The 23105-nt window shown below is 61.0% G+C and carries 20 protein-coding genes and 1 tRNA gene; 8 read left to right on the top strand and 13 right to left on the bottom strand.

All coding sequences use genetic code 11. The features are described from left to right. Positions 1-36: 36 nt before the first annotated feature. A complete protein-coding gene (locus FEV51_RS02975; RefSeq protein ID WP_138615728.1) occupies positions 37-1794 on the bottom strand; it encodes a cation:proton antiporter domain-containing protein in 1758 nt (585 codons plus the stop codon). Between FEV51_RS02975 and FEV51_RS02970 the strand changes: the two genes are divergently transcribed. Beyond that, positions 1793-3067, top strand: a complete 1275-nt coding sequence (locus FEV51_RS02970) for an FAD-dependent oxidoreductase (RefSeq protein WP_246034403.1) — start codon at positions 1793-1795, stop codon at positions 3065-3067. The genes FEV51_RS02975 and FEV51_RS02970 overlap by 2 nt on opposite strands. A 6-nt stretch (positions 3068-3073) precedes the next feature. Here FEV51_RS02970 and FEV51_RS02965 read toward each other — a convergent pair whose 3' ends face one another. The 4 genes from FEV51_RS02965 to FEV51_RS02950 all read right to left on the bottom strand — a co-directional run bounded on the left by FEV51_RS02965 (position 3074) and on the right by FEV51_RS02950 (position 7619). Then, positions 3074-4735: a carbon-nitrogen hydrolase family protein gene (locus tag FEV51_RS02965; RefSeq protein WP_138615726.1), complete on the bottom strand. Its 1662-nt coding sequence runs from the start codon at positions 4733-4735 to the stop codon at positions 3074-3076. Then, positions 4735-5403, bottom strand: a complete 669-nt coding sequence (locus FEV51_RS02960; RefSeq protein WP_138615724.1) for a hypothetical protein — start codon at positions 5401-5403, stop codon at positions 4735-4737. The genes FEV51_RS02965 and FEV51_RS02960 overlap by 1 nt, the downstream gene beginning before the upstream one ends. Next, positions 5400-6620, bottom strand: coding sequence for an NADP-dependent isocitrate dehydrogenase (locus FEV51_RS02955; protein WP_138615722.1), 1221 nt, complete (start codon positions 6618-6620; stop codon positions 5400-5402). The genes FEV51_RS02960 and FEV51_RS02955 overlap by 4 nt, the downstream gene beginning before the upstream one ends. 69 nt (positions 6621-6689) lie before the next feature. Beyond that, positions 6690-7619 (bottom strand): M48 family metallopeptidase, encoded by a 930-nt coding sequence (locus FEV51_RS02950; protein WP_138615721.1) that lies wholly within the window; start codon positions 7617-7619, stop codon positions 6690-6692. A 330-nt stretch (positions 7620-7949) separates the two neighbouring features. Here FEV51_RS02950 and FEV51_RS02945 point away from each other — a divergent pair, with 330 nt between their 5' ends. Next, entirely contained in the window at positions 7950-9329 is a 1380-nt protein-coding gene (locus tag FEV51_RS02945; RefSeq protein ID WP_138615720.1) for an exopolysaccharide biosynthesis polyprenyl glycosylphosphotransferase, read from the top strand. 85 nt (positions 9330-9414) lie between these two features. Here the strand turns inward: FEV51_RS02945 and FEV51_RS02940 are convergent. Next, a tRNA-Val gene (locus FEV51_RS02940) sits at positions 9415-9489 on the bottom strand. A gap of 96 nt (positions 9490-9585) precedes the next feature. Then, entirely contained in the window at positions 9586-9975 is a 390-nt protein-coding gene (gene cpdR / locus FEV51_RS02935; RefSeq protein ID WP_138615719.1) for a cell cycle two-component system response regulator CpdR, read from the bottom strand. Positions 9976-10085: 110 nt separating this feature from the next. On the opposite strand from cpdR, the gene FEV51_RS02930 reads away from it, so the two are divergent. Beyond that, positions 10086-11039, top strand: a complete 954-nt coding sequence (locus FEV51_RS02930) for an N-formylglutamate amidohydrolase (protein WP_138615718.1) — start codon at positions 10086-10088, stop codon at positions 11037-11039. 217 nt (positions 11040-11256) lie between these two features. Here FEV51_RS02930 and FEV51_RS02925 read toward each other — a convergent pair whose 3' ends face one another. Both FEV51_RS02925 and FEV51_RS02920 read right to left on the bottom strand, forming a co-directional pair. Further along, positions 11257-12060, bottom strand: coding sequence for a SapC family protein (locus FEV51_RS02925; RefSeq protein ID WP_138615717.1), 804 nt, complete (start codon positions 12058-12060; stop codon positions 11257-11259). Between the two features lie 82 nt (positions 12061-12142). After that, positions 12143-13591: an FAD-binding oxidoreductase gene (locus tag FEV51_RS02920; protein WP_138615716.1), complete on the bottom strand. Its 1449-nt coding sequence runs from the start codon at positions 13589-13591 to the stop codon at positions 12143-12145. 165 nt (positions 13592-13756) lie between these two features. On the opposite strand from FEV51_RS02920, the gene FEV51_RS02915 reads away from it, so the two are divergent. The 3 genes from FEV51_RS02915 to FEV51_RS02905 all read left to right on the top strand — a co-directional run bounded on the left by FEV51_RS02915 (position 13757) and on the right by FEV51_RS02905 (position 16839). Continuing rightward, positions 13757-14329 (top strand): hypothetical protein, encoded by a 573-nt coding sequence (locus tag FEV51_RS02915; RefSeq protein ID WP_138615715.1) that lies wholly within the window; start codon positions 13757-13759, stop codon positions 14327-14329. 166 nt (positions 14330-14495) lie between these two features. Beyond that, positions 14496-15968, top strand: coding sequence for a DEAD/DEAH box helicase (locus FEV51_RS02910; RefSeq protein ID WP_138615714.1), 1473 nt, complete (start codon positions 14496-14498; stop codon positions 15966-15968). A 49-nt stretch (positions 15969-16017) separates the two neighbouring features. After that, on the top strand, positions 16018-16839 hold the full coding sequence (locus tag FEV51_RS02905; RefSeq protein ID WP_138615713.1) for a sterol desaturase family protein: 822 nt from the start codon (positions 16018-16020) through the stop codon (positions 16837-16839). On the opposite strand, the gene FEV51_RS02900 is transcribed toward FEV51_RS02905, so the two are convergent. After that, positions 16836-19145 carry a UvrD-helicase domain-containing protein gene (locus tag FEV51_RS02900; RefSeq protein ID WP_138615712.1) on the bottom strand — a complete coding sequence of 770 codons (2310 nt, stop codon included), beginning with the start codon at positions 19143-19145 and terminating at the stop codon, positions 16836-16838. The genes FEV51_RS02905 and FEV51_RS02900 overlap by 4 nt on opposite strands. 122 nt (positions 19146-19267) lie before the next feature. Between FEV51_RS02900 and FEV51_RS02895 the strand changes: the two genes are divergently transcribed. Together FEV51_RS02895 and FEV51_RS02890 are read left to right on the top strand one after the other, a co-directional pair. Beyond that, positions 19268-19846 (top strand): hypothetical protein, encoded by a 579-nt coding sequence (locus tag FEV51_RS02895; RefSeq protein WP_138615711.1) that lies wholly within the window; start codon positions 19268-19270, stop codon positions 19844-19846. Positions 19847-20110: 264 nt separating this feature from the next. Continuing rightward, the gene (locus FEV51_RS02890; RefSeq protein WP_138615710.1) at positions 20111-20551 is read left to right on the top strand and encodes a hypothetical protein; all 441 of its coding nucleotides are present in this window, start codon (positions 20111-20113) and stop codon (positions 20549-20551) included. Positions 20552-20562: 11 nt separating this feature from the next. Here FEV51_RS02890 and rsmD read toward each other — a convergent pair whose 3' ends face one another. From rsmD to FEV51_RS02875, 3 genes are read right to left on the bottom strand one after another with little or no spacing between them, the layout of a single operon-like run. Then, complete coding sequence (rsmD, locus tag FEV51_RS02885; protein ID WP_138615709.1) at positions 20563-21117, bottom strand: 16S rRNA (guanine(966)-N(2))-methyltransferase RsmD; 555 nt, start codon at positions 21115-21117, stop codon at positions 20563-20565. Further along, positions 21114-21881, bottom strand: a complete 768-nt coding sequence (locus FEV51_RS02880; RefSeq protein ID WP_138615708.1) for a pseudouridine synthase — start codon at positions 21879-21881, stop codon at positions 21114-21116. The genes rsmD and FEV51_RS02880 overlap by 4 nt, the downstream gene beginning before the upstream one ends. An 18-nt stretch (positions 21882-21899) precedes the next feature. Next, entirely contained in the window at positions 21900-23063 is a 1164-nt protein-coding gene (locus FEV51_RS02875) for an aromatic ring-hydroxylating oxygenase subunit alpha (protein WP_246034402.1), read from the bottom strand. Positions 23064-23105: the final 42 nt, after the last annotated feature.

Genomic DNA, 23105 nt, shown 5'->3' with positions numbered 1-23105 from the left:
AACCAACGCACGGGCGCGGGGAAGGTTCAGAAAAGCTTACTCACCCGTACTGGTTCTGAGCTTGGGCTTGTAATCCAGCGCCCCGTCTTCCTCGATCTGGCCGCGAAATTCGTCACGCTTTTCGTGGATCGAAGCGATGACCGGCCCCATCGCCACGCCGATATCCACCAGCACCGCTTCTGATAGCTGTAGCGAGCTTTCGAGCGTTTCGGGCACGGCATGGCTGGCCCCGGCGCGGTAGAGTGCGGCGGCGTGGCTGACGTCGCGCGCACGGCCCACGATCAGCAGATCAGGGTGCTCCTTGCGCAGCTTGGTCACCAGCCGCTGTGCCAGCACTGGTTCGTCCATCGTCAGCACCACGGCCAGCGCATTGCCGATCCCCAGCCGATCCAGCGCATCACCGCGCACGGCATCGCCAAAAACTGCGCGGTAGCCCTTGCGCTTGGCGCTGCCGACCAGATCAGCGTCGGAATCGATCGCGACATAGGGCTTGTCATGCGCATCGAGCATTTGTGCGATCAGCCGCCCGACGCGGCCAGCACCGATGATGATGACGCGCGGCGTGTCTTCATTGCCTTGCTCCAACTCGGGCACCGGCTCCACCCGGCGCGCAACGGAGCGGCCCAGCAAGGCCAGAATTGGGGTGACTGTCAGGCCAATGGCCGTGACAATCTGCCAGAATTGCGCAGTGCCGGGCTGGATCACCATGGCCGAGCTGGCCGCAGTGAGCACGATTAGTGTGGTTTCCGAAGGGCTGGCCATCAGCACGCCGGTCTCGGTGGCGGTGCTTCGCCGCGCACCCATCCAGCGCAGCAGCATCCCGGTTACCAGCGCCTTGAACACCAGCACGCCGACAACTGCTCCCACGATCAACCAGAGATATTCCCAGATCGTGGCAAGGTCGATGCTCATGCCCACGGTGATCAGGAAAATACCCAGTGCGAGGCCTTTGAACGGTTCCATGATCGTCTCGACCTCGCCGTGGTACTCAGTCTCGGCGATCAGCAGGCCCGCGATCAGCGCGCCAACGATAGGCGACAGGCCGACAGCGGCAGTGGCCAGGCTGGCACCGATGACGACCAGCAAGGCAGCCGCCAGAAACAGCTCAGGGCTTTTGGTGCGCGCTGCCTGCACGAACAGGCGGGGCAGCAGCATTCGCCCGGCTATCAGCAGCACTGCAATCACCAGACCGCCTTGCCACAGCGTGGTCAGCAATCCGGTCCAGCCTTCGCCCTCCATATTGGGGGCCATGGCGCCCAGAACGAAGATAATCGGGACAATCATGATGTCCTCGAACAACAGCATCGACAGCGCCGCCCGCCCAACTGGACTGGTGGTGCCCGAAATGGGAAGCACGATCGCGGTGGAGGAGAAGGCCAGCGCAAAACCCAATGCCAGCGCGCCCGTCCAATACTGACCCATCATCGCCAGCACGATGGCCAGGGATGCGCCGATCAGCAGCAACTCCAGCGCGCCAAGCCCGAACACCAGCCGCCGCATCTGCCACAGTCGGTTAAAGCTCAGCTCCAGCCCAATGGTGAACAGTAGCAGGATGATGCCGAATTCGGCAAAGGGCTCCAACGCCTCGGGATCGGTGATGGTGATATGCGCCAGCCACGGCCGCTCGAACACCAGTTTGCCCAGCCCGAACGGGCCGACCGCAATGCCGATCAGGATAAAGCCGATAACGGGCGTGATGCGGAAGCGGGTGAAGATCGGAATCACCAAGCCCGCCGCGCCAAGAATGACGAGCGCGTCCGAAATTGCGGGTGAAGCGAGTTCTCCAGAAGCCATGGGCTGGGATGTATGCGGGACACGTGGCAATGTCACCCTCATGCAGGACGAGAATCGCGATGTAATTGTGGTTGGCGGCGGACCGGCGGGGATGATGGCCGGTTTACTGCTCGCGCGCGCCGGGGTGCGGGTGACGGTGCTGGAGAAACACAGCGATTTCCTGCGCGATTTTCGCGGGGACACTGTCCATCCTTCGACATTGGCGTTGTTCGCTCAACTGGGCCTGCTCGATGCGCTGCTAGAGATCGAGCACAGCCGGATCGAGCAGGTTTCGCTGCATGTTGCCGGGCGCGTGATGCGGATCGCCGATTTGCGCGGCTTGCCGGTGCCCGCTTCCTTTATCGCAATGATGCCGCAGTGGGATCTGCCCAATTTCATGGCGGCGAAGGCTGCGCGCTATCCGGGCTTTGATTTGCGCATGGCCAATGAAGCGGTGGGCGTGACGCTGGACGGGGCAGGGCGGGTCTGCGGCGTGCGGCTCGCGGACGGTAATGACTTGCGCGCCCGGCTGGTGATCGCAGCCGATGGGCGGCGTTCCGTCCTGCGCGATGATGCGCAGCTGCCCATTGAAGTGCTGGGCGCACCGATGGATGTGTTTTGGTTCCGGTTGAACAAGCCTGATCCGGCGATGGGAGGAGAGAGTTTTGGCGCGCTTGCGGCGGGCAAGTTCCTCGTGCTGATCGACCGGCAGAGCTATTTCCAATGTGCCTATGTTTTCCGCAAGGGAGGGGCTGAGACAGTGCGCGCGGCTGGCATGGCGGCGTTTCGCGCGGGGCTGACCGGTCTGGTGCCGCAGCTGGCGGGATCATTGGCCCAGCTTACCGATTGGGATCAGGTGAAGCTGCTGGACGTCGCGCTGGACCGGCTGACGCGGTGGCACCGGCCAGGTTTGTTGGCGATCGGCGATGCGGCGCACGCGATGAGCCCAATTGGCGGTGTCGGCATCAATATCGCGGTACAGGATGCGGTGGCGACGGCCAATGTGCTGGCCGCGCCGCTGGCGCGCGGGGAGAATGTCGATCCGCTGCTGGCGGAGGTGCAGCACCGGCGGTGGCGTGCGGTTACGCGGATGCAGGCCATCCAGAAATTTGCGCAGGACCGCGTAATCCAGCCGATGCTGGCGCGCCGCTCTCCCATCCGCAAGCCCCCGCTGCTGGTGCGGATCATCAATGCAGTGCCAGTTCTACGAAAAATTCCCGGCCGGGTGATCGGGCTGGGCTTCGACCGGCAGGTGATCGAAAGCCCCAACGCCTATCCTGAAATCCGTGACTGAACCCGGTCAGCCGCCGCCCGGTCCCGTGGGGCCAAGCGGCTCGCGGCGCGGGCGCGGTTTGCCCGGATGTTTACCCAGCTCGTCCCACTCGATCCGGTAAAGGTCAAAACGCCGGTCGGCCAGATTGCGCACAGTGCCTTCCGCGCGCGCCCATTGCAGATCGGCCAGATTGATATCGCTGATCGTCAACGTCTCGACATTTTCAGTTGCCTCGGCCGCAATACCGTCGCGTGCGAAGGGGAAGTCGCAGGGCGTCAGGATGCAGCTTTGGGCATATTGAATGTCCATATTGCCGACATTGGGAAGATTGCCGACATTGCCCGACATGACCACGAAGCACTGGTTTTCGATAGCCCGCGCCTGCGAGCAATAGCGCACGCGCAGATAGCCTTGGCGGCTGTCAGTGCAGAACGGCACGAAGATGATCCGCGCGCCTTCATCCGCCAGGCGGCGGCTGAGTTCGGGGAATTCGCTGTCGTAACAGATCTGCACACCAATCGGGCCGCAGTCAGTCTGGATCACTTCAACGCTATCGCCGCCCTTGATGTTCCACCAATACCGCTCGTTCGGAGTGGGGTGGATTTTCTCCTGCGCATGGATCGCGCCGTCACGCAGGCAGACATAGGCGACATTGTGGATGTCCCCGTCCTCCATCCGCGTGGGGTGCGACCCGGCGATGATGTTGATGTTGTAGCGCATCGCCATGTCGGAGATATCGGCGCGGAGGCGGGGAGTGTATTCCGAGAGGCGCTCGATAGCTTCGACCGGGGACAGCTCTTTCTCCTCGAAGCTAAGCAGCATCAGCGTGAACAGTTCAGGGAAGACTATGAAGTCTGCCTCGTAATCGCTTGCGACATCTACGAAATATCTGATCGCATGCATAAACTCTTCATAATCGGCAACCGCGCGGGCCTGTAGCTGGCAGGTTGCGACGCGCACCGATTCAACACCGCGTGGCAGGCGCTTTTTAACCGGCTGATCGCGCTCGACATAGGGATTGCGCCACACCATCAACACGGCATTGGCTTCGGATTTCTTATCCTCGGGCAGATAGCCATGCAGCACCCGGTCAGGCTCAAACCCATTGGCGAGCTGGAAGCGCAGCACCGGATCATGCAGCTTGCCGGCGACGACCTGCTCCAGGTAATCCTCGGGCCCTTCGACCTTGCGCTTGTTACGCCGGTAATGTGGCATCCGCCCGGCGAATATGATGCCGGTCAGCTCTCTCTCTTCGGCCAGAGCGCGGCGTTCTTCATACAGTCGCCGCCCGATGCGCACGCCGCGCACCTTGGGATCGACGCACATTTCATAGCCGTACAGCCAGTCGCCAGTGGGATCGTGCCGGCTGCCAAAGCCATTGCCGGTGATCTCGTCCCAGGTGTGATCCTGAAATGCCAGCGCCTCGGCCAACTGCATGGTCGCGCAATAACCCACGATTTGGTCATCAAGCAGCGCAACGAAGGATCCCTCGCGGAAATTGTTGATCTGTCCGCGAATCTCGCCGTGAGTATAGGCGGGCATATCGTCATAAACGCGGCGCACCAGCGCTGCGATGCCAGGAATATCCTTGGCCCGCGAGTTGCGGATTTCCAGCCGCCGCTGGCCGAATTTCTCTTCGGTTTTGCGGCGCGCAGGCTTCTTCGTGCGCGCTTGGTCAGACTTAGCCATTATTTATCCGTTTGGAAAAGCGCGTCTACAGAGCCACCATTTTGCGCAAGGGTATCAGCGGCGCGGCGACGTCCTTCATAATACGACAAGGCTGGATGGTACTGCCCTTCATTTGCAAGCTGGCGCGCCTGATCATCGCTGAGCGAGCTTTCCTGCGCTACGTAATCGCAATATCCCTCGACTTTCCAATCAGGTAACATCGCGCTTCCGACAATCCCATAGCGGCGCCGGATCATGCCATGCGTAAATTCATGGGCCAGAACGCCAGAAAGCGTGCGCTCTCCACCTATCGCGCGCCCGTTACGCACAATACCGCTTACCGGATCAGTGTGGTTGATCACCACCGCTTTTGTAACCCGCCGCGTGATCGCAAAGGAACCCTGCGAGAGGTTCGCGAGCCAGTACCACCGCCAGCCGCCACGTGTCACAAAGATGGGGCGACGTTCCGAACTGGCTGCTAATGGGCTTGCTGAAACCAATGCATTTGCCCGCGCGGTAACGCGGTCAAGCATTTCCGGATCAAGCGGCACGTCTGAACGCACATTCCCCAACTCGGTCTCTGCCGAGTGAGGGAATGCGAGAAGCTGCGGAGCGAACAGCGGTGACGCAAAAATCAGCGCTGGGATCGCCCATACAGGCGATCCCATGATGCGCCGAGGCTTGCTCACGCCCAGTTTGCCATCTCGGTTTCGAGATTGCCGACGATTGCTTCGAAGAACTGTTCGGTGGTCATCCAGTTCTGCTTCGGACCGATCAGCAGGGCGAGATCCTTGGTCATATTGCCCTTCTCGACCGTCTCGATGCAGACCCGTTCCAGCGTTTCGGCAAATTTCACCACGTCAGGCGTGTTGTCGAACTTGCCGCGATACATCAGCCCGCGTGTCCAGGCGAAAATGCTGGCGATCGGGTTGGTGCTGGTGGCTTTGCCCTGTTCATGCTGGCGGTAATGGCGCGTCACAGTGCCGTGCGCGGCCTCTGCTTCGACCGTTTTGCCATCGGGGGTCATTAACACCGAGGTCATCAGACCTAGCGAGCCGAAGCCCTGGGCGACGATGTCCGACTGAACATCGCCGTCATAGTTCTTGCAGGCCCAGACGAATTTACCGCTCCACTTGAGCGCGGCGGCGACCATGTCGTCGATCAGGCGGTGTTCGTAGGTGATCCCGGCCTTGTCGAACTTGGCCTTGTATTCGGCGTTGAAGATTTCCTCGAACAGATCCTTGAAGCGGCCATCGTATTTTTTAAGGATGGTGTTCTTGGTCGAGAGATACACCGGCCAGCCGCGGTCGAGGCCATATTGCAGGCTGGCGCGGGCGAAGTCGCGGATCGAATCATCGAGATTATACATCGCCATCGCGACGCCGGGGCTTTCAAACTCGAACACGTCGAGATCGATGTTCTTGCCGTCAGCGCCTTCGAAGACCAGCCGCAGCTTGCCGGCGCCGGGGATCAGCGTGTCGGTGGCGCGGTACTGGTCACCAAAGGCATGACGACCCACCACGATGGGGTCGGTCCAGCCGGGGACCAGACGCGGCACATTGTCGATCACGATGGGCTCTCGGAAAACCACGCCGCCCAGGATGTTGCGGATCGTGCCATTGGGGCTACGCCACATCTTCTTGAGGCCGAATTCCTCAACGCGCGCTTCATCAGGAGTGATGGTGGCGCATTTGACGCCCACACCGTGTTCCTTGATCGCATTGGCGGCATCGACGGTAATCTGGTCGTCGGTTTCGTCGCGCTTCTCGATCGACAGATCATAATATTTCAGATCGATATCGAGATACGGCAGGATCAGCCGTTCGCGAATCCACTGCCAGATGATTTTCGTCATTTCGTCGCCGTCGAGCTCTACGACGGGGTTCGCCACCTTGATCTTGGCCATCGGTATCCTGCTGTTGCTTTTGAAGTTGGGCGGGCTTTAGCAGAGCAGCGCTCAAGGGCAAGGCAGGGGCTAAGCTGCGGGCTTGATCGCGATATCTGCGCAGTCGGGAGGACCTGCGGCCGCCAGTTTCGTCAGCGCTCGATAGCGGACCTTGCTATTGCGATGGGTGAAGGTTGGCAGGAAGCCCAGAAGGCGGGTGGAATCGTAACGTAGCCAGAATTTGCTCGCCTGCGCGAGGTCGTAACCCGCGCAGACCGCCAGTTCAGCGCCCAGCCTGTCGGCCTCGTCTTCCTTGCGCTTGCGCCGGATTTGCAGCCGGTCATGCCGGTCCAGCAGCATGATATGCGCCAGTTCATGTCCGGCGATCAGCGCCAGCTCGTCATCATTCTGGGCAAACTCGACCATGCCTGTGGTCAGCGCCAGATTGCTTTGATCACTATAGGCGTCCACCTTATCGGAGACGGCCAGAATGCTGCGAGCAGCGCAGCGGGGTAGTGGAGTGATCGCCAGATCGATTGCATCGCCGCCGCGTTGCACGGATATCTGCGCTGGCTTGGCGATTGGCAGCCGGGTCAACAGTGCCTCAATCTGATCGGCGCGCGGGATGTCGACTGCGGGATCATACAGGCTCGCAATGGCTGCGCCGTTGATCGCGGCCAGATTATCGCCCGCTTCAAGGCCCGCCAGCTCACCTGGACTGCCCTTTGCCACCGCTGCGATTTGCAGAAGATCGGTCATATTCAGCGCCGCCGCGACCGCTGGCCGCTCGGCCTCGGGATAGGCAGAGATGCTGTCGAGTGCGAGGCCGAACCCGGCGGCAATGCGCGCGCATCGCTGCGGCGCGACGGTCGCCAGCCGCCAGTCAATTTCGGCGACGCGGACAAGCTGGCCGCGCAGGGTGACGGCCCAGTGCGGCTCATGCGCAGATACCAGTGTTGCGCCCGTTACGGCTGCCACCGACAGCAGTGCAAACAACAGATTTTTGATCCGAAAGGGCATCACTATCGCCTATTAGGGGAGCGCATGAGGTGCAAGCCAAGCCGCCTGCGTCGCGCCGTAGATTGCCGATAGCACCTTGATAAATACTGAATTTGCATGTGCTGCAAAAGCTACAATGAATTGCTCGCAACCAGCCCGAAAGGGAAAAACTGTTGATCAACCTGCCAGTGTGGTGCATTTCACAGCCTCGGCCGAAGCACAAAGGGTTGCCGAACAAGCGAATTGTTCAGTGCGGGTCCGGCTCATGTACATATTCGTGGTATAGAAGGACGGTAAGCGCTTTGCGCGGGATTGCATTCATGTTTCTCGACAAGCCAACCGAATGCACCGATGCTTGAACGTAGCACTAACCCGGTGACCGCTTACCGCCCGATGGCGATGTCGCTGGAAAAGCGGCGAATTGCGGTACACCTTGTGACGATGGCGGTTGATGCTGCGATTATCGTGGCGTCGTTCCAGCTCGCGGCGGCGCTGTATATCGGCGTGTTTCCGTCCAGCTTCGCCTTCTCGCAGACAAATATGTTCGTACCGATTTTTGCGGTGCTGGCGCTTTATAACAGCGCCTATTCGGTCGAGAGTCTGCTCAGTTTAAGACTGTCTGTCGCGCGCGTGGTATCCGCAGCACTTCTGACAGCGGCGATGCTGATTTTCATCACCTATTTCATGGATGCGACCGGCAGGCTGTCGCGGGGTTTGCTGACGCTGGGGATTACTGCGGCCTGCGCCATGATGACGCTGTTTCGCGGCATTTTGCATACCGATATTCTGTGGCGTGTAGTGCCCGACATCAACAGCGTGCTGGTGATACGAGATGGTGGGCCAGAGATCGAGATACCCAAGGCTATTGTGATCGATGTCGCGGATCATGATCTTGATGTCAGCGTTGACGATCCCGCATCGCTCAACCGCTTTGGCGAGCACGTCCAGAACGTGGATCGCGTGGTCGTCAGTTGCCCCGTTGAAAAGCGCGCTACATGGGCCTTTGTCATGCGGGCGGCTGGCGTCGATGGCGAAATCGTCTCGCATGCATTGCGCGAATTGCGTCCGATCGCACTGCGCCGTGATGGCAATTTCATCTCTCTGGTGGTGTCATCACGCCCGCTGGGCTTTCGCCAGCGCGTTATGAAGCGCGCGATGGATTTCGTACTGTCGGGCCTGGCGCTGGTGGTGCTCAGCCCGATTTTCCTGCTGATTGCCATTGCGATCAAGATCGACGATCCCGGCCCGGTGTTTTTCATCCAGCGCCGGATGGGCCGTGGCAATCGGTTTTTCGATATGCTGAAATTCCGTTCGATGAAGGTGCAGAAGCTGGATCATGAAGGCGCCCGCTCAGCGTCCAAGGACGATGACCGGATTACCCGCGTCGGAAAATTCCTGCGCAAGACCAGTCTGGATGAAATCCCGCAGCTGGTGAACGTCGTAATGGGCGATATGAGCCTTGTTGGCCCGCGCCCCCATGCGCTGGGTTCACTGGCTGGCGACCGGCTGTTCTGGGAGGTCGAGAGCAATTACTGGCGGCGGCATTCGCTGAAACCGGGTCTGACCGGGTTGGCGCAGATCCGCGGTTTGCGCGGCGCGACCGATGAAGAACAACATCTGACCAAGCGGCTGGATTCCGATCTGGAATATATCGCAAACTGGTCACCCTGGCGCGATTTATGGATCATGCTGATGACCGTGCGCGTGCTGGTTCACGACCGGGCATTCTGATCCCCGCCGGTGCTGGCGAAACTCACCAGTCCCAAAACGCAAAAAGCCCGCATTGCAGCGGGCTTTTTCGTGTCTGGCGGTCCGATGGTGGGCGTACCAAGGATTGAACTTGGGACCCCTACGATGTCAACATAGTGCTCTACCACTGAGCTATACGCCCACGCTATCGAACATGCCGCTTTCGGGCGACAGGCGCGCGCTTTAGCGAGGCCTTCGCGCCCATGCAAGCGGCTATAACCGAATTATCGAATACCCATTAAACCCGCGCGCTTATCCGGTCTTCGACGACCCGTTCAACTTCAAGCACGAGGTCGCGCAGGTGGAACGGTTTGGAGAGAACCTTGGCGTGCGGCTGTTCGCGGCTTGCCTTTAGCGTAACTGCAGCAAAGCCGGTGATGAACATCACCTTTGTGCCGGGGCTCAGCTCGTTACAGCGCTGGGCGAGTTCGATCCCGTCCATTTCGGGCATGACGATATCCGACAGCAGCAGATCATAGTGATTCGCTTCGAGCAACGGCACCGCAGCAGTCCCCCGATCCACCGCATCGACGGCATAGCCCGCGTTCTGCAGAGCGCGCTCCAGATAAGTGCGCATGGCATCATCATCTTCGGCAAGGAGGATTCGCGTTTTGTGAGTGTCGATCATGGCGCTGGCTCTATCGGATTGAGCTTAAGAAATCTTTGGCCAGTTTGGAGGCGTCCCCCTTTGGTGCAGGATTCTTTGACTTGGGTGCGCCGAACGCCCAGAATCGCGTGATGGCAAGCGATGAAAAAACGGTCGAATTGCAGGATTCGGCGGCCAGTACCGGGGGTAAGATCGCGAGCGGCGGAGCGCCAGCCTATCGGCTGTGGGGAGTCGACAAGGCGCCGCTACCCATTCTGATCGCGGTTCCGCACGCGGGTCGCGCCTATCCTGTGGCGGTGATTGGGGCGATGCGCGATCCTGCCAGATCGCGCTTGCGGCTTGAGGATCGCCATGTCGATGCGCTGGCCCGCGAGGTTGCAGCGCAGACTGGGGCGGCCTTGATTATGGCAGAGGCTCCGCGGGCGATGCTCGACCTCAACCGCGCCACCGATGATGTCGATTGGGGCATGATTGCCGGAGCGCGCGAACGTGAAGGACGGCATTCGGCGGCAAATCGCCGCGCCCGCAGCGGGTTGGGACTGGTGCCGCGCAGACTACCCGGATCGGGAGAAATCTGGCGCGGCCCCCTGCCGCGTGAAGAACTGAACAGCCGCATTGCCGGGATACACCGACCTTACCACACAGCATTGGGCACCGCGCTGGAGACATTGCGTGACCGTTGGGGCGCGGCCTTGCTGCTGGACCTGCATTCGATGCCGCCGTTGAAGGCACGTTTCCCGGATGAACATGCGCCGGAATTTGTGATCGGCGACCGGTTCGGAATTTCCTGCAACCCACTGCTGTCGGCGGCTTCGCTGCGCTTTTTTGCCGGAGCGGGCAGGGCGGCTGCGCACAATCGCCCCTATTCGGGCGGTTATGTCTTGGACCGTCACGGCGCCCCGGCACGCGGGATGCACGCTTTGCAACTGGAGGTCTGCCGCACGGCCTATCTGGATGCGCGGCTCGACGAGCCAAGCGCGCGCCTGCCTGGCGTGGCGCGGTTGCTGGTGACGCTGGTCAGGACGCTGGCAGACAATGTTGTCGCGCTGGCGCGGCAGGACGGCCTTTCGCAAGCCGCCGAATAATCCGCGCGTGCCATAAAAAACCACCTCGCGCTGGAAAGCACGAGGTGGCCAAGGTTCAGGGAGGATAACGCGCTCTCGCGCATTAACCGAACGGGCCATGAGGGCGGCACCGCCCGGCTCCTCCAAAGTAAGTCTCGCAGCCACGCTCTTCAAGGTGCGCAGGGGTGGCAGTTTGCGCCGGATCGGCGCAAATCCGCCACCTCTTGCCGCGAAAAGCTTAGGCGTCGGTGGCAGGGGCGTCTACGGCGGATGCCGCAGGGGCGGCCTGCGGTGCCTTGCCCTGCTGGACCTGACGACCAAAGATATTGCGCATCATGTCGAGCGAGAACAGGTGAGCGTGGATAAGCATCAGCAGGCCGTTCTGCTCCCACGTGCGCAGCTGGTCACCGCGCATTTCGCGCAGCTTTTCCTGATTGACCATCTTGAAGCCGCGATAGACGAAAGGCTGTTCGGTGCCGTCCTGCTGGATCGCAACCTCGCCGTCCATCAGCAGATCGTGCTTCTGCAGCTCTTCGATGAAGGTCTGGGTGCGGCGGCCAGCGTGTTCGAACTGCTCGCAGAATTCCAGGACGCTCTTGGTTGCGTCGGTGGTTTCACCGGCGTCATTGAACAGCGCATCGCCGTCCTTGAACTCGCCAACCGAATCGGCGGTCGGGTCAAAGCACAGTGACAGGTCTTCAGCGTCAGGCTTCAGCTTGGCGAGCATGAAGGGGTAACGGCGGATGTAGGCTGGCAAATAAGCCGCTTCAGGCATCTTGCCATCATCGTCGACAAAGGTGTTCACACCTTCGTTGAGGCCCATCAGCGCCAGCGGCAGCGGCTGTTCGCCTGACGAGAAAACGATCGGGAAATTGCGCTGCGCCTGAACGAATTCGTCAACGGTCAGCGGAATGGCGTGCTGCTTGGCCAGCCAAGGTGCCTTGTCGACCGACTTGGTGTGATACTTGGTGTGATCCTTGCTGTTGAGCGGCATCAGATCGTTGTAGAACAGGGGCAGGTTGGGCTGCGGCGCGCTGGCCATGAATTCTCTCCGAAAAATTAAGCGTCAGGAATGGTTTTGGCGGCCTGCCATCAGGGCACGCACGCGCTTGAAGTCGCGCGCTTTACGGGTTTGTGCCGTCAGGTGCAAGCGGCACCAGTTTGCCCGGATTGAGAAGACCTGAAGGATCAAGCGCGTGCTTGACGCTGCGCATCATGGCCAGCGCCACCGGATCGCCCAGCCGGCCCAATTCGTCGCGCTTCATCTGGCCAATCCCGTGCTCGGCGCTGATTGATCCGCCCCATTGGGTGACCAGATCGTGAACATAGGCACTGATCGCCTTGCCCTGCGTCTGCTCCCACTCACCGCGCTCGGCATGGGGCGGGGCCAGCACGTGAAAATGGACATTGCCATCGCCAAGATGGCCGAATGCGACGGCAGTCGTGCCGGGGAAGCGCGTCTCCACTTGCGGCGCGGCTGCGGTCACGAAATCCGCCATAGTTGCGACTGGCACCGAAATATCGTGCTGCATCGCTGGGCCAATTGCCCGTTCGGCAGGCGCGACACTGTCACGCAACAGCCAGAACGCCTCTGCCTGCGCCTCGTTCGCGGCGATAGTTGCGTCGTCCAGCAGGCCTTTCTCCAAGGCGCTGGACAAGACACGCTCGGCCAGGTCGGGCAGGGCATCGGCGCTGGTGACATCGCCGACCAGTTCGATCAGGGCGTGCCATGCGTGGTTGTCGGCCAGCGGGGAGCGGGCATCGGGCAAGTGGTCGAGGACAGAGGCAAGGCAGTGTGCGGGCATCACCTCAAACCCCTCAAGCGTATCGCCCGCAGTTGCCTGACAGTGCAGCAGCAATTGCCGCGCAACGGCGAGCGAGGGGAGACCTGCCCATAGCACCGCCCGTCCGCCAATCTCTGGCACCAAACGCAGCGTCGCCGCGGTGACGATGCCCAACGTCCCCTCCGATCCGATCAGCATTTGCTTTAGGTCGAACCCGCGATTGTCCTTTTTTAGAGGGGTCAGCGCGTCAAATACACTGCCATCGGCAATCACTGCCTCTATCCCCAGTACTTGAGCACGCATGGTGCCGTGGCGCAGGACCTGCGTACCACCGGCATTGGTGGAGATCAGCCCTCCGACAGTCGCCGATCCTTTGCCGCCCAAAGTCAGCGGAAAGCGCAGTCGCTGCGTCTCCGCCAGCTTATGCAAGGTCTGGAGAATGACACCCGCCTCGCAGGTGATCTGCTGAGCCTCGACATCGAACGTGCGGATCGCATCCATCCGGCGCAGTGACAGCACCACGGCCTCGCCGCTGTCATCCGGTGTGGCACCGCCCGACATTCCGCTGTTCCCACCCTGCGGCACAATTGGCACGCCATGTTCGCCGCACAGCCGTACAAAAGCGGCAACTTCAGCAGTGTTCGCAGGCGAGGCAAGACCCAGAGCGCGTCCGGTAAAACGCCCGCGCCAGTCGGTCAGCCAGGGCGTCACCAGATCGGCATCAGCTGTGAACCCGCGCGGGCCAAGCAGGCTTTGCGCTGCGGTGAGGAAAGTGTCGTGATCGGTCATTGCGGCATCATTGCCACAGCAGGTAGGGGAAACGCCACCACTTGCCATCACACGACAAGCAATTAAGCCAGTATTCAACCATGCAGGCACATTGGTGGCGCGAGAACCGGGCTGCCATAGCCCATATTCATGGCTCAGGAGCCGTTTCCGAACCTGCCAATGCCGATGCTTGCCACCCTTATCGCACCGCTCGCGCTCGTGCTGTCCCCTGCGGGACCTGCTGCTCCGGTGGCGGATGATGTGACGGCGCAGCAAGTGCGTGACGAAGATGGTGAGCGGACGCGTGGCGGCTTCTCGGAACAGGTTGCCGACTGGCTTGGCCTGCAGGGTATGGGCGAAGTGCCCACTGCGGGGCAGGTACGGATCGAACGGCGGGTCATCCTGAGGATCAGCCCCCGTCCGGGTCCGGCGCGGCGCAGCATGATGGCCGAATTGCCGCAACAGCCGATGCAGACGCGGATGGTTGAACAACCGATGGGCAAATGCATCAAGGCGGGCGACATTGTTGGCGTTTCCGATCGCGGCAACCGCCTGTTGATGTTTATGCGCGATCAGCGGATCGTCGCGGCGCAGCTGGAAAAAGCCTGCTCTCCGCGTGACTTCTATCGCGGGTTCTATCTGGAACCCAATGGCGACGGCAATCTGTGCGTTAAGCGTGATCGCCTGCTGTCGCGCGCTGGGGCCAAGTGTCAGGTTACCGCACTGCGCCGACTGGTTGCAGTGCAGCAGGCCCGCTGAGGCTGGTCCTTAACGAGCGACCTCCCCTCGGGGCCGAACCCGCTCTTTCCTTGACTTGAACAGCCAAACCGGCAAAGGCCGCGACGGTCGGCACGCGTCTCGCGTCGCTGGCAATTGCGCGTGCACTATTTGCTGCTGCATTAATCATAGGACAATACGAACGCATATGAGCTTCGCCGATCTCGGCCTATCCGAAGAACTGCTGCGGTCTGTGGCCGACGCCGGCTATACAGAGCCGACGGCCATCCAGGCGCAGGCCATCCCGCCCGTACTGATGATGAAGGACATCATCGGTATCGCGCAGACGGGAACCGGCAAAACCGCCAGCTTCGTGCTGCCGATGATCGACATTCTCAATCACGGCCGCCGCCGCGCGCGGATGCCGCGCAGCCTGATCCTTGAACCGACCCGCGAGCTGGCCGCTCAGGTGGCGGAAAATTTCGTTAAATATGGGCAGAACGCCGATCTGAAAATGGCGCTGCTGATCGGCGGCGTGCAGATGGGTGACCAGATCAAGGCACTGGACGAAGGCGTCGATGTGCTGATCGCCACGCCGGGCCGGCTGATGGATCTGTTCGAGCGTGGCAAGATCATGCTCAACGGCTGCGAATTGCTGGTGATCGATGAGGCTGACCGGATGCTCGACATGGGGTTCATTCCCGATATCGAGTTCATCTGCTCCAAGCTGCCTGAAGCGCGTCAGACGATGCTGTTTTCTGCAACGATGCCGCCGCCGATTGAAAAGCTTTCTCGCACTTTCCTCAACAATCCCAAGCGGATCGAGGTTAGCCGCGCGGCCAGCACCAATGCGGATATCACCGCGTTCAAGGTGCCGGTGAAAAGCCGTCAGAAGCGTGAAACCCTGCGCTGGCTGCTCAACAATGATCTGGTCGAAACCGCGATCATCTTCGCCAACCGCAAGACCACCGTGCGCGATTTGAACAAGACCCTGCAGAGCTACGGCTTCTCCAGCGCCGAAATTCACGGTGATATGGACCAGTCCAGCCGCATCAAGGAACTGGACCGGTTCAAGGACGGCGACGTCAATATTCTGGTCGCCAGCGATGTCGCGGCACGCGGTCTCGACGTCAAAGGCGTCAGCCATGTGTTCAATTACGACACGCCGTGGCATCCCGATGACTATGTCCACCGCATAGGCCGGACCGGCCGTGCCGGTGCCAAGGGGCGGGCATTTACTCTGGTGGCCGACGAAGACGCCGAAGCGATCGCCAATGTTGAAAAGCTGACCGGTGCAAAGATTCCCGTGTTTGGCAAAAAAGACGTACGGATCGAACTCAAGTCCGAAGAGCCGAAAGTTCAAAAGACCAGGAGCGCGGCGAAAGCCCAGCCCAAGGCAGAGCCCGATAGCGAACCCGCTGCCGAGCAGGATGCCAAGCCTCGGCGCGCAGCTGCCAAGCCGCGCAACAAACCGCAGCGTGAAGAAGCGCCAGCCCCAGTTGTAGAGGCGGAGGCCGAGAAACCACGCCCGCGCAGCCGCAAGGCTGAGGCTCCGGCTGCCAAGACCAGCCAACCCAAGCCCGAAAAAGCCAGCGCGCCACGCAAAACCGCGCGTGATGACGAAGACAAGGGTGATTGGAACGGCCCGGTGCCGGGTTTCCTTGGCGTTACGTTGGGCTGAGCCAACCGATTTAACGCATTTCTAACCATCCATCCGCCATTGCGGTGTGATGGAGATGTTCGCCGATCACGCAATGGGAATGCTGACAACAGTCGGCGTAATGGCGGTTGTCTTTGGCCTGTTGGCGCTCGCCATGAAACGCGCGGCCATCGTTCAGGCCATGCACGGTATGCGCGGCGAGTTTGCCACCAATCTTGGTATGGCAATTATCAACCTGATCCTGCTGGCTCCTTTGTTCACATTGTCTCAGGGCACGTTGCATGGCTTGCTGGGCGCGCCGGCATCCTTTGTGGCATTCTGGGACGGGATGAACGAATTGCTCGTGCTGGTTCTGGCCATCCTCGTTTATGATTTCGTCGCCTATTGGCGTCACCGGCTTGAGCATCACCCGCTGCTATGGCGCATTCATGCGACGCATCATGCCGATACGCAGCTGCATTGGCTGTCCTTACTCCGCAAACATCCGCTGGCGCACTTCCTTGCGATGGCGCTGGACCTGACGTTGCTACTGCTGCTGGGGTTCCCGGCATGGGCGGTGGGTCTGGCGAGCTTGATCCGCAGCTTCTGGGGTTATTTCATCCATGCTGATGTGCCGTGGACTTTGGGCCTCGCCGGACGCTGGCTGATGTCGCCAGCGGCGCACCGTTTGCATCATATTCGTGATGAGGAATTGATGGGTTCCAATTATGCCAACACGGTCACGCTGTGGGACCGATTGTTCGGCACCTATGTCGATCCCGCGCCTTATCTGGGCTGTGAAACCGGCATTGCCGAGGGAACGCGCGGGCTGCTGGGCGAGTTGGCCCGGCCGTGGGAAAAACGCTATCGCCGCAGCGCGAAAGCTGCCGCCGAGCACAAAGCCGTCGCTTAATCTGCCAGCTTTACGAAGCTGTCGATGACCCGCTTGGTCCCGGCGTGCTCGAAATTGATTTCCAGCTTGTTGCCTTCCTGACCGGTCACTGTGCCGTAACCGAATTTGTCATGAAACACGCGCGCGCCCAGCGCGATATCGCTGCGCGGTTTGGCAGCGAAGCTGGCGGCGCTACGGCCCGGTTCGGCAAGCCGCTTGGGCGTTGCATCATAGCCGGTGGAGACTGCGCGCTGCCAGCCGGGACCGCGCGTCTGGGTGCGCGCCGGTGCATCCCGCGCGACATGGGCGAAGGGATCGTCATGTTCGGACCAATTGGCCCGCCACAGGCTGGCCCCGCCGGTCATCGAGGTTTCACGGGCGATCATATCTTCGGGCAATTCTTCGACAAAGCGGCTGGGGATCGAACTGGTCCACTGGCCGTAAATCCGCCGGTTCGCAGCGTGGAGGATGGTGCAGCGCCGGCGCGCGCGGGTGATCGCGACGTAGGCGAGGCGGCGTTCCTCCTCCAGACTGGCCAGACCGCCTTCGTCCAGTGATCGCTGGCTGGGGAACACGCCTTCTTCCCAGCCGGGCAGGAAGACATTGTCGAACTCCAGCCCCTTGGCCGCGTGCATGGTCATGATCGTGACCTTCTCACCATCATCGCGCGCGTCATTGTCCATCACCAGACTGACGTGTTCGAGGAAGTCGGTGAGTGTGTCGTACTCCTCCATCGCGCGGGCGAGCTCTGACAGGTTTTCCAACCGTCCGGCGCTTTCGGGGCTACGATCTTTTTGCAGCATATCCTCATACCCGCTTTCGGCCAGCACCATGCGCATCAGATTGGCGGGCGTCTCTTGCTCCGCCGCCTCCCGCCAGTGGACAAACAGACCGAGCAGGCCGATCAGCGTGTTGCGCGCGCGCGCAGGCAATTCGTCGCTATCGGCCAGATCGAGAGAGGCTGCGGCCAGCGGCAATTGGGTGGTGCGCGCATGGCGGCTCATGGCGTCCAATGTCTTGGCACCCAAACCGCGCTTGGGCTGGTTGTAGATGCGTTCGAAAGCCAGATCATCCGCCGGCTGTTCAATCACGCGCAGATAGGCGAGGGCGTCGCGGATTTCTGCACGTTCATAAAAACGGAAGCCGCCGACAATCCGGTAATTCAGGCCGATCTGGATGAAGCGATCTTCAAATTCGCGAGTCTGGTATTGCGCGCGCACGAGGATGGCGACCTGGTCCAGCGGGGCGCCCTCGCGCTCCAGCCGCTCGATTTCCTCGCCGACGCGGCGCGCTTCCTCGGGTCCGTCCCACACCCCGACCACGCGGACCTTGTCCCCCGCAGGCAATTCGGTCCACAGCGTCTTGCCAATGCGTTCGCTATTGGCGTCGATCAGCCCGGAAGCAGCGGCGAGGATTTGCGGGGTGGAGCGATAATTCTGCTCCAGCTTGACCACCGCCGCACCGGGAAAATCCTTTTCAAACTTGAGGATATTGGCAACTTCTGCGCCGCGCCATGAATAGATCGACTGGTCATCATCGCCCACCACGCAGATGTTCTTACGCTCCTGAGCCAGCAGGCGGAGCCATAGATACTGCACCTGATTGGTGTCCTGATATTCGTCCACCAGGATATATTTGAAGCGCTGCTGATACTGCGCCAGCACATCGCGATGTTGCCGCAGGATGTTGAGCACGTGCAGCAACAGGTCGCCGAAATCACAGGCGTTCAGGGTCTTCAACCGCTCCTGATAAAGCTTGTAGAATTCCTGCCCCCGGCCATTGGCATAGGCTTCGTTTTCAGCCGCATCGAGATCGGCAGGGTTTAGCCCGCGATTTTTCCAGCGGTCGATCAATCCGGCAAGCTGGCGCGGCGGCCAGCGCTTTTCGTCAAGATCGTTGCCGACGATCAACTGCTTCAAAAGCCGCAATTGATCATCGGTATCGATGATTGTGAAGTTCGATTTAAGGCCGACCAGTTCGGCATGGCGGCGCAGCATTCGCGCGCCGATCGAATGGAAAGTGCCCAGCCACGGCATCCCTTCGACCGCATCGCCAATATGCCGCGCAACCCGGTTGCGCATCTCGCGTGCGGCCTTGTTCGTGAAGGTGACGCACAGGATTTCCGACGGCCACGCCCGGCGCGTTGCGATAAGATGTGCCAGCCTTGCGGTGAGCGCCGCTGTCTTTCCGGTCCCTGCTCCGGCCAGCATTAGCACCGGTCCCTCGGTGGTCAGGACCGCCTGTTTCTGCGGCGCGTTAAGACCCGCCGCATAGGGCGGAATTGTGCCATTTTCGGGCACTTGGGAGGGAGTGGAAAGCGGTCTCATGTAAGCAGGAACAGCTAGGGAACGCAGGGCACGAACGCAAGCCCTGCCGGGCGGGGCATCTGTGGAACCGTGTCGCGGGGTGCCGCGTTGTCAGGGCGATCACAATCGTGGAGACACCCAAGATGAGAAACCTTATCCTTGCTGGCGCTGCAGCGCTGGCTTTTACCGCCGCCCCCGCAATTGCGCAGGATGTTGCCGTTGATGCCAATGGCAATGTTTACGTGCTGACGACCGATCAGCAGACCATGTACGAGGGCTGGCCCGCCGAACGCCGCGTGATGTATGATGCATGGCCCTATGGAGTTCAGGAATATTACTGGACACTCGCTCCAACCGAAGTTGACGGCTGGTGGGTTCTGAATGACGAACAACGTGTGCGTATCTTCGAGATGACGCCGCAGCAGCGCACCGTGGCATGGTCGCAAATTGCGACTCAGATGGGTGCCGCACCGGCTCCAGCTTCGCGCCCTGCCACTGGCACCATGCCGCGCTTTGTGACTGGTGAGGTTGCCCAGACAACGCCTGCCGCCATGACGCCAGCGGGCGGTGAGTACCCGCCGTGCAAGGGCGATCAGCAAGACAATTGCATCAACCCGCGTGAAGCTGGTTTGAATTATGGCAATCGTCCGCTTAACTATTGGCCGGGCAAGCCCGCCAGCGAAATCGCAACGCCGTTGCCCGCGAAAAAGCCGGGTAGCTAAAATCTGACATCAGCCGCGCCGCCATTGTGTAGCGTAGCCGCTTGGAGAGGCAGGACCGCTAAAGTGGTCCTGCCTTTTCGCGTTATGCGCAATATATCGCCTTGCCGCATTTGATGCACAGCCGCCGACTGGACGTGAGACTGGCGCGGTGGCGGCGTGTCCAATGGGTTGATTAACGCGCGGCAATGGCGGACTGTCTGGGCGCTCCTGATGGGCCAGGAGTAGATCACGTTCGTCACGCATGTCGAATGCAAGGAGCATCACATGCGCAATACTTTCTGGTATATAATCGGTGGCCAACTCGCCACCATATCCATTCCCGCTATGGCGCAGGAACCGCCGCCGACCGAGGCGGAGGCGCCGCTGGCCGACGAAACAGTGCCAGCCATGATGACAGCTGAACAATCGGCCATATATGCCGGATGGACAGCTGAAAAAAGGGCAGAACATGATGGCTGGGCGGACGATATCCGGGCATATTTCTGGACGCTGCCCGCAGCGCGTCAGGACATTTTCTGGCGGCTCACACATAACGACAAATCAGCTTTGACCGCAATGGTGGACGCTGACCGGGTGGCCATCTGGGATATGCTCGAAAAGCGTATTGAGAGCCAATCAGCGGTTACGCCTCCAGCATCGGAGCCTACTGTGGTGGAGCCTATGGCCGAACCTGAGCCAGAACCAGCTCCGGAGCCTATGCGCTAACCTGCCAGCATTCAGTCCGCGTCGGGGGTTAGCCTTAGCAAAGTCAGCTTGGCCTTCCCGACGCGGCGTTCTGCCGCAGTGCTCAGGAGACGAATTTCGACATCTTCGTTGAATGCCGTTTCCAGCGCGATCCAAGTGGCGGGACCAATCCAGCCAAGCCGGATCAGCCGATCAAGCGCCACTGCGCCTGCTCCGGTTTGGTAAGGTGGATCGAGCAGAATCAGATCATGCACATTTCGGGCGGGGCCGAGGCTCATCACAGAGGCTTGCTGCACGGTGGTTTTGGCACGCGCGTCAAGCGTTTCAATATTGCTGCGGATGGCCTTCACTGCCGCCGCATCATGTTCGACAAACAGGCAGGACGCCGCACCGCGCGACAGTGCCTCCAACCCCAGTGCGCCCGAACCGGCAAACAGATCCGCTACGCTCAGCCCTTCAAAGCTGCCCAAGCGGCTGGTCAGCATATTGAACAGCGTTTCTCGCGTGCGGTCGGCGGTTGGCCGCGTGGCTTCCCCGGCAGGCGCAGTCAGTTTCCGCCCGCGCCAGTCGCCCGCAGTCACTCTCATTTGCGTTTGCCGCCCAGCAATTGCTTGCGAAACAGCTCGACGTCATTCTGTTTGATCTCGGCAGCGCGACCGCGCGGCAGATCGGCCAGTTCGAACGGCCCATAGGCGAGCCGCATCAGGCGGTTTACCTGCAAGTCGAGATGTTCGAGCACCCGGCGGACCTCGCGGTTCTTGCCTTCGGTGATGGTCATTTCGATCCAGCGATTGCGGCCAGTCGAGCGGTCCAGATCAGCCTCGATCTTGCCATAACGGATGCCGTCGATGGTGATGCCTTCGATCAGTTCGTCAAGCTGCGCCTGCGTGACATCGCCAAAGGCGCGCGCGCGGTATTTTCGCGGAATGCCCGATGACGGCAGCTCCATCGCCCGTTTCAGCTCGCCATCATTGGTCAGCAGCAACAGCCCTTCAGTGTTGTAGTCGAGCCGGCCGACCGGCATCACGCGGCCCGCATCCTTGGGCAGGGCGTTGCGCAGCGCATCATAGATCGTCGCGCGCCCCTTGGGGTCGCGTTCGGCGGTCAGCAGGCCAGACGGCTTGTGGAACGCGAACAGCCGTGCCGCAGCCGGTTTGCCCACCTGCTTGCCGTCAACGGTCACGCCTTTGAGGCCGGTCATCTTGAAGGCGGGCGTGTCGAGCACCTTGCCATCCACGGCCACACGGCCATCGGCAATCATCCGCTCAACCTCGCGGCGGCTGGCTACGCCCGCACGCGCGAGCAGCTTGGCGATCCGGTCGCCTTCTTCGGGAAGTTTGTTGTCGGGCATGGCCGCGCGGTTAGGCTCTCAATTGGCGGCGCGCAAGGCTTCCGCGACGGTCTTGTGATAGTGGCTGATGCCGCTCTCCAGCGTGCCCAGCGTCAGCTGCGGCACCGCGCCGGTGGCCAAGCCCTGTTGGCCCAGCTCCGCCGCGCGGAAATCCTCGCCGGCAAAAACGCCGCCATCCAGCAGCGCCCAGCTGCGTTCCCAATGATCGCGCGCCTTGTCGGTGGCGGGTTGTTCGGGGATCAGCATGAAGTCTTCCACCAGCGTGTGGTCATGCGCCTGCGGCATCAGCACCATCAGATTGATATAGTCAGGGCTGGGGATAATCAGCGCCCCTGGCAGGGTCTGATAAGCAAATGTGATGACCCGCCGCAGCGCCGCCATATCGGTGAGGTCGACCCCGTCCATCTCCTCCAGCCGTCCGACTGCAGAGCGGTGATGAAGCCCGATCATATCGCCGCTGGTCACACCGTCCTTGAAGAACGGTCCGATCGTCTGCGCGTGCAGGCGCGTGACGTGATAGCTTTCAAGAAAAGCATCCATGATCAGCTTCCAATTGGCCGCCACATCATGCGTCTTGCGGCGAAACAGCACACCGTCGCCCATACCCAGCGCATCGAAATCCGCGCCCAGAGTCTCGGCGTCAGAAAAGTCAGTGGGGCGCTGCTCCGGGCAGAACCAGATCAGACCGCCAGTTTCCTTTGATGGCAATTCCACCAATCCCATTGCGCCCTTGTCCAGACCGGGAAAGGCATCAGGGCGGGGCAGGGCAAGCAAGCGGCCATCCACCGCATAGGTCCACGCGTGATAGGGGCAGACCAGCTTCTTGGTGCATTGCACCTCGCTCCCCTCGACCAGACGGGTGCCGCGATGGCGACAGACGTTGAGGAAGACATGCGCCGCCCCATCCGCATCGCGCGTGATCAGCAGCGGGCGTCCGGTGACATCGTGAGGGACCGCCATCCCCGCCTCTGGCAGCAACACCGACGGCGCAAGGATTTGCGGCATGCGGTCGAATATCGCCGCCTTTTCGTGCGCGAACCAGTCAGGGTCAGTATAAGCTGATGCGGGCACCTGAGAGACCATATCGGCGGGCTTGGAACCGCCTGCCGCGACCTTGCGCGCCAGCGCCAGCTGGCCTGCTGTCGGACGCTTGCTCGCCGAAGAGACGTGGGCAGTGCTCATGATCGCTGTTCCTCTCACCCCTTGCAGCCGCTAGTGTCGCAA

It is taken from the genome of Qipengyuania marisflavi, assembly GCF_005884405.1.
GTDB classification, from domain to species: Bacteria; Pseudomonadota; Alphaproteobacteria; order Sphingomonadales; family Sphingomonadaceae; genus Qipengyuania; species Qipengyuania marisflavi.
Note: the sequence above shows the minus strand (reverse complement) of the source record. Positions and strands in the feature narration are given on the sequence as shown.

What these genes read in the sequence shown, in the direction of transcription:
- rsmD (WP_138615709.1), bottom strand. Translation starts at nt 21,117, where the DNA reads ATGAGAGTGACTGCGGGCGACTGGCGCGGGCGGAAACTGACTGCGCCT.
- FEV51_RS02945 (WP_138615720.1), top strand. Translation starts at nt 7,950, where the DNA reads ATGCTTGAACGTAGCACTAACCCGGTGACCGCTTACCGCCCGATGGCG.
- FEV51_RS02930 (WP_138615718.1), top strand. Translation starts at nt 10,086, where the DNA reads ATGGCAAGCGATGAAAAAACGGTCGAATTGCAGGATTCGGCGGCCAGT.
- FEV51_RS02970 (WP_246034403.1), top strand. Translation starts at nt 1,793, where the DNA reads ATGGGCTGGGATGTATGCGGGACACGTGGCAATGTCACCCTCATGCAG.
- cpdR (WP_138615719.1), bottom strand. Translation starts at nt 9,975, where the DNA reads ATGATCGACACTCACAAAACGCGAATCCTCCTTGCCGAAGATGATGAT.
- FEV51_RS02955 (WP_138615722.1), bottom strand. Translation starts at nt 6,620, where the DNA reads ATGGCCAAGATCAAGGTGGCGAACCCCGTCGTAGAGCTCGACGGCGAC.
- FEV51_RS02905 (WP_138615713.1), top strand. Translation starts at nt 16,018, where the DNA reads ATGGAGATGTTCGCCGATCACGCAATGGGAATGCTGACAACAGTCGGC.
- FEV51_RS02890 (WP_138615710.1), top strand. Translation starts at nt 20,111, where the DNA reads ATGCGCAATACTTTCTGGTATATAATCGGTGGCCAACTCGCCACCATA.
- FEV51_RS02900 (WP_138615712.1), bottom strand. Translation starts at nt 19,145, where the DNA reads ATGAGACCGCTTTCCACTCCCTCCCAAGTGCCCGAAAATGGCACAATT.
- FEV51_RS02925 (WP_138615717.1), bottom strand. Translation starts at nt 12,060, where the DNA reads ATGGCCAGCGCGCCGCAGCCCAACCTGCCCCTGTTCTACAACGATCTG.
- FEV51_RS02965 (WP_138615726.1), bottom strand. Translation starts at nt 4,735, where the DNA reads ATGGCTAAGTCTGACCAAGCGCGCACGAAGAAGCCTGCGCGCCGCAAA.
- FEV51_RS02950 (WP_138615721.1), bottom strand. Translation starts at nt 7,619, where the DNA reads ATGCCCTTTCGGATCAAAAATCTGTTGTTTGCACTGCTGTCGGTGGCA.
- FEV51_RS02880 (WP_138615708.1), bottom strand. Translation starts at nt 21,881, where the DNA reads ATGCCCGACAACAAACTTCCCGAAGAAGGCGACCGGATCGCCAAGCTG.
- FEV51_RS02875 (WP_246034402.1), bottom strand. Translation starts at nt 23,063, where the DNA reads ATGAGCACTGCCCACGTCTCTTCGGCGAGCAAGCGTCCGACAGCAGGC.
- FEV51_RS02975 (WP_138615728.1), bottom strand. Translation starts at nt 1,794, where the DNA reads ATGGCTTCTGGAGAACTCGCTTCACCCGCAATTTCGGACGCGCTCGTC.
- FEV51_RS02910 (WP_138615714.1), top strand. Translation starts at nt 14,496, where the DNA reads ATGAGCTTCGCCGATCTCGGCCTATCCGAAGAACTGCTGCGGTCTGTG.
- FEV51_RS02915 (WP_138615715.1), top strand. Translation starts at nt 13,757, where the DNA reads ATGCTTGCCACCCTTATCGCACCGCTCGCGCTCGTGCTGTCCCCTGCG.
- FEV51_RS02920 (WP_138615716.1), bottom strand. Translation starts at nt 13,591, where the DNA reads ATGACCGATCACGACACTTTCCTCACCGCAGCGCAAAGCCTGCTTGGC.
- FEV51_RS02895 (WP_138615711.1), top strand. Translation starts at nt 19,268, where the DNA reads ATGAGAAACCTTATCCTTGCTGGCGCTGCAGCGCTGGCTTTTACCGCC.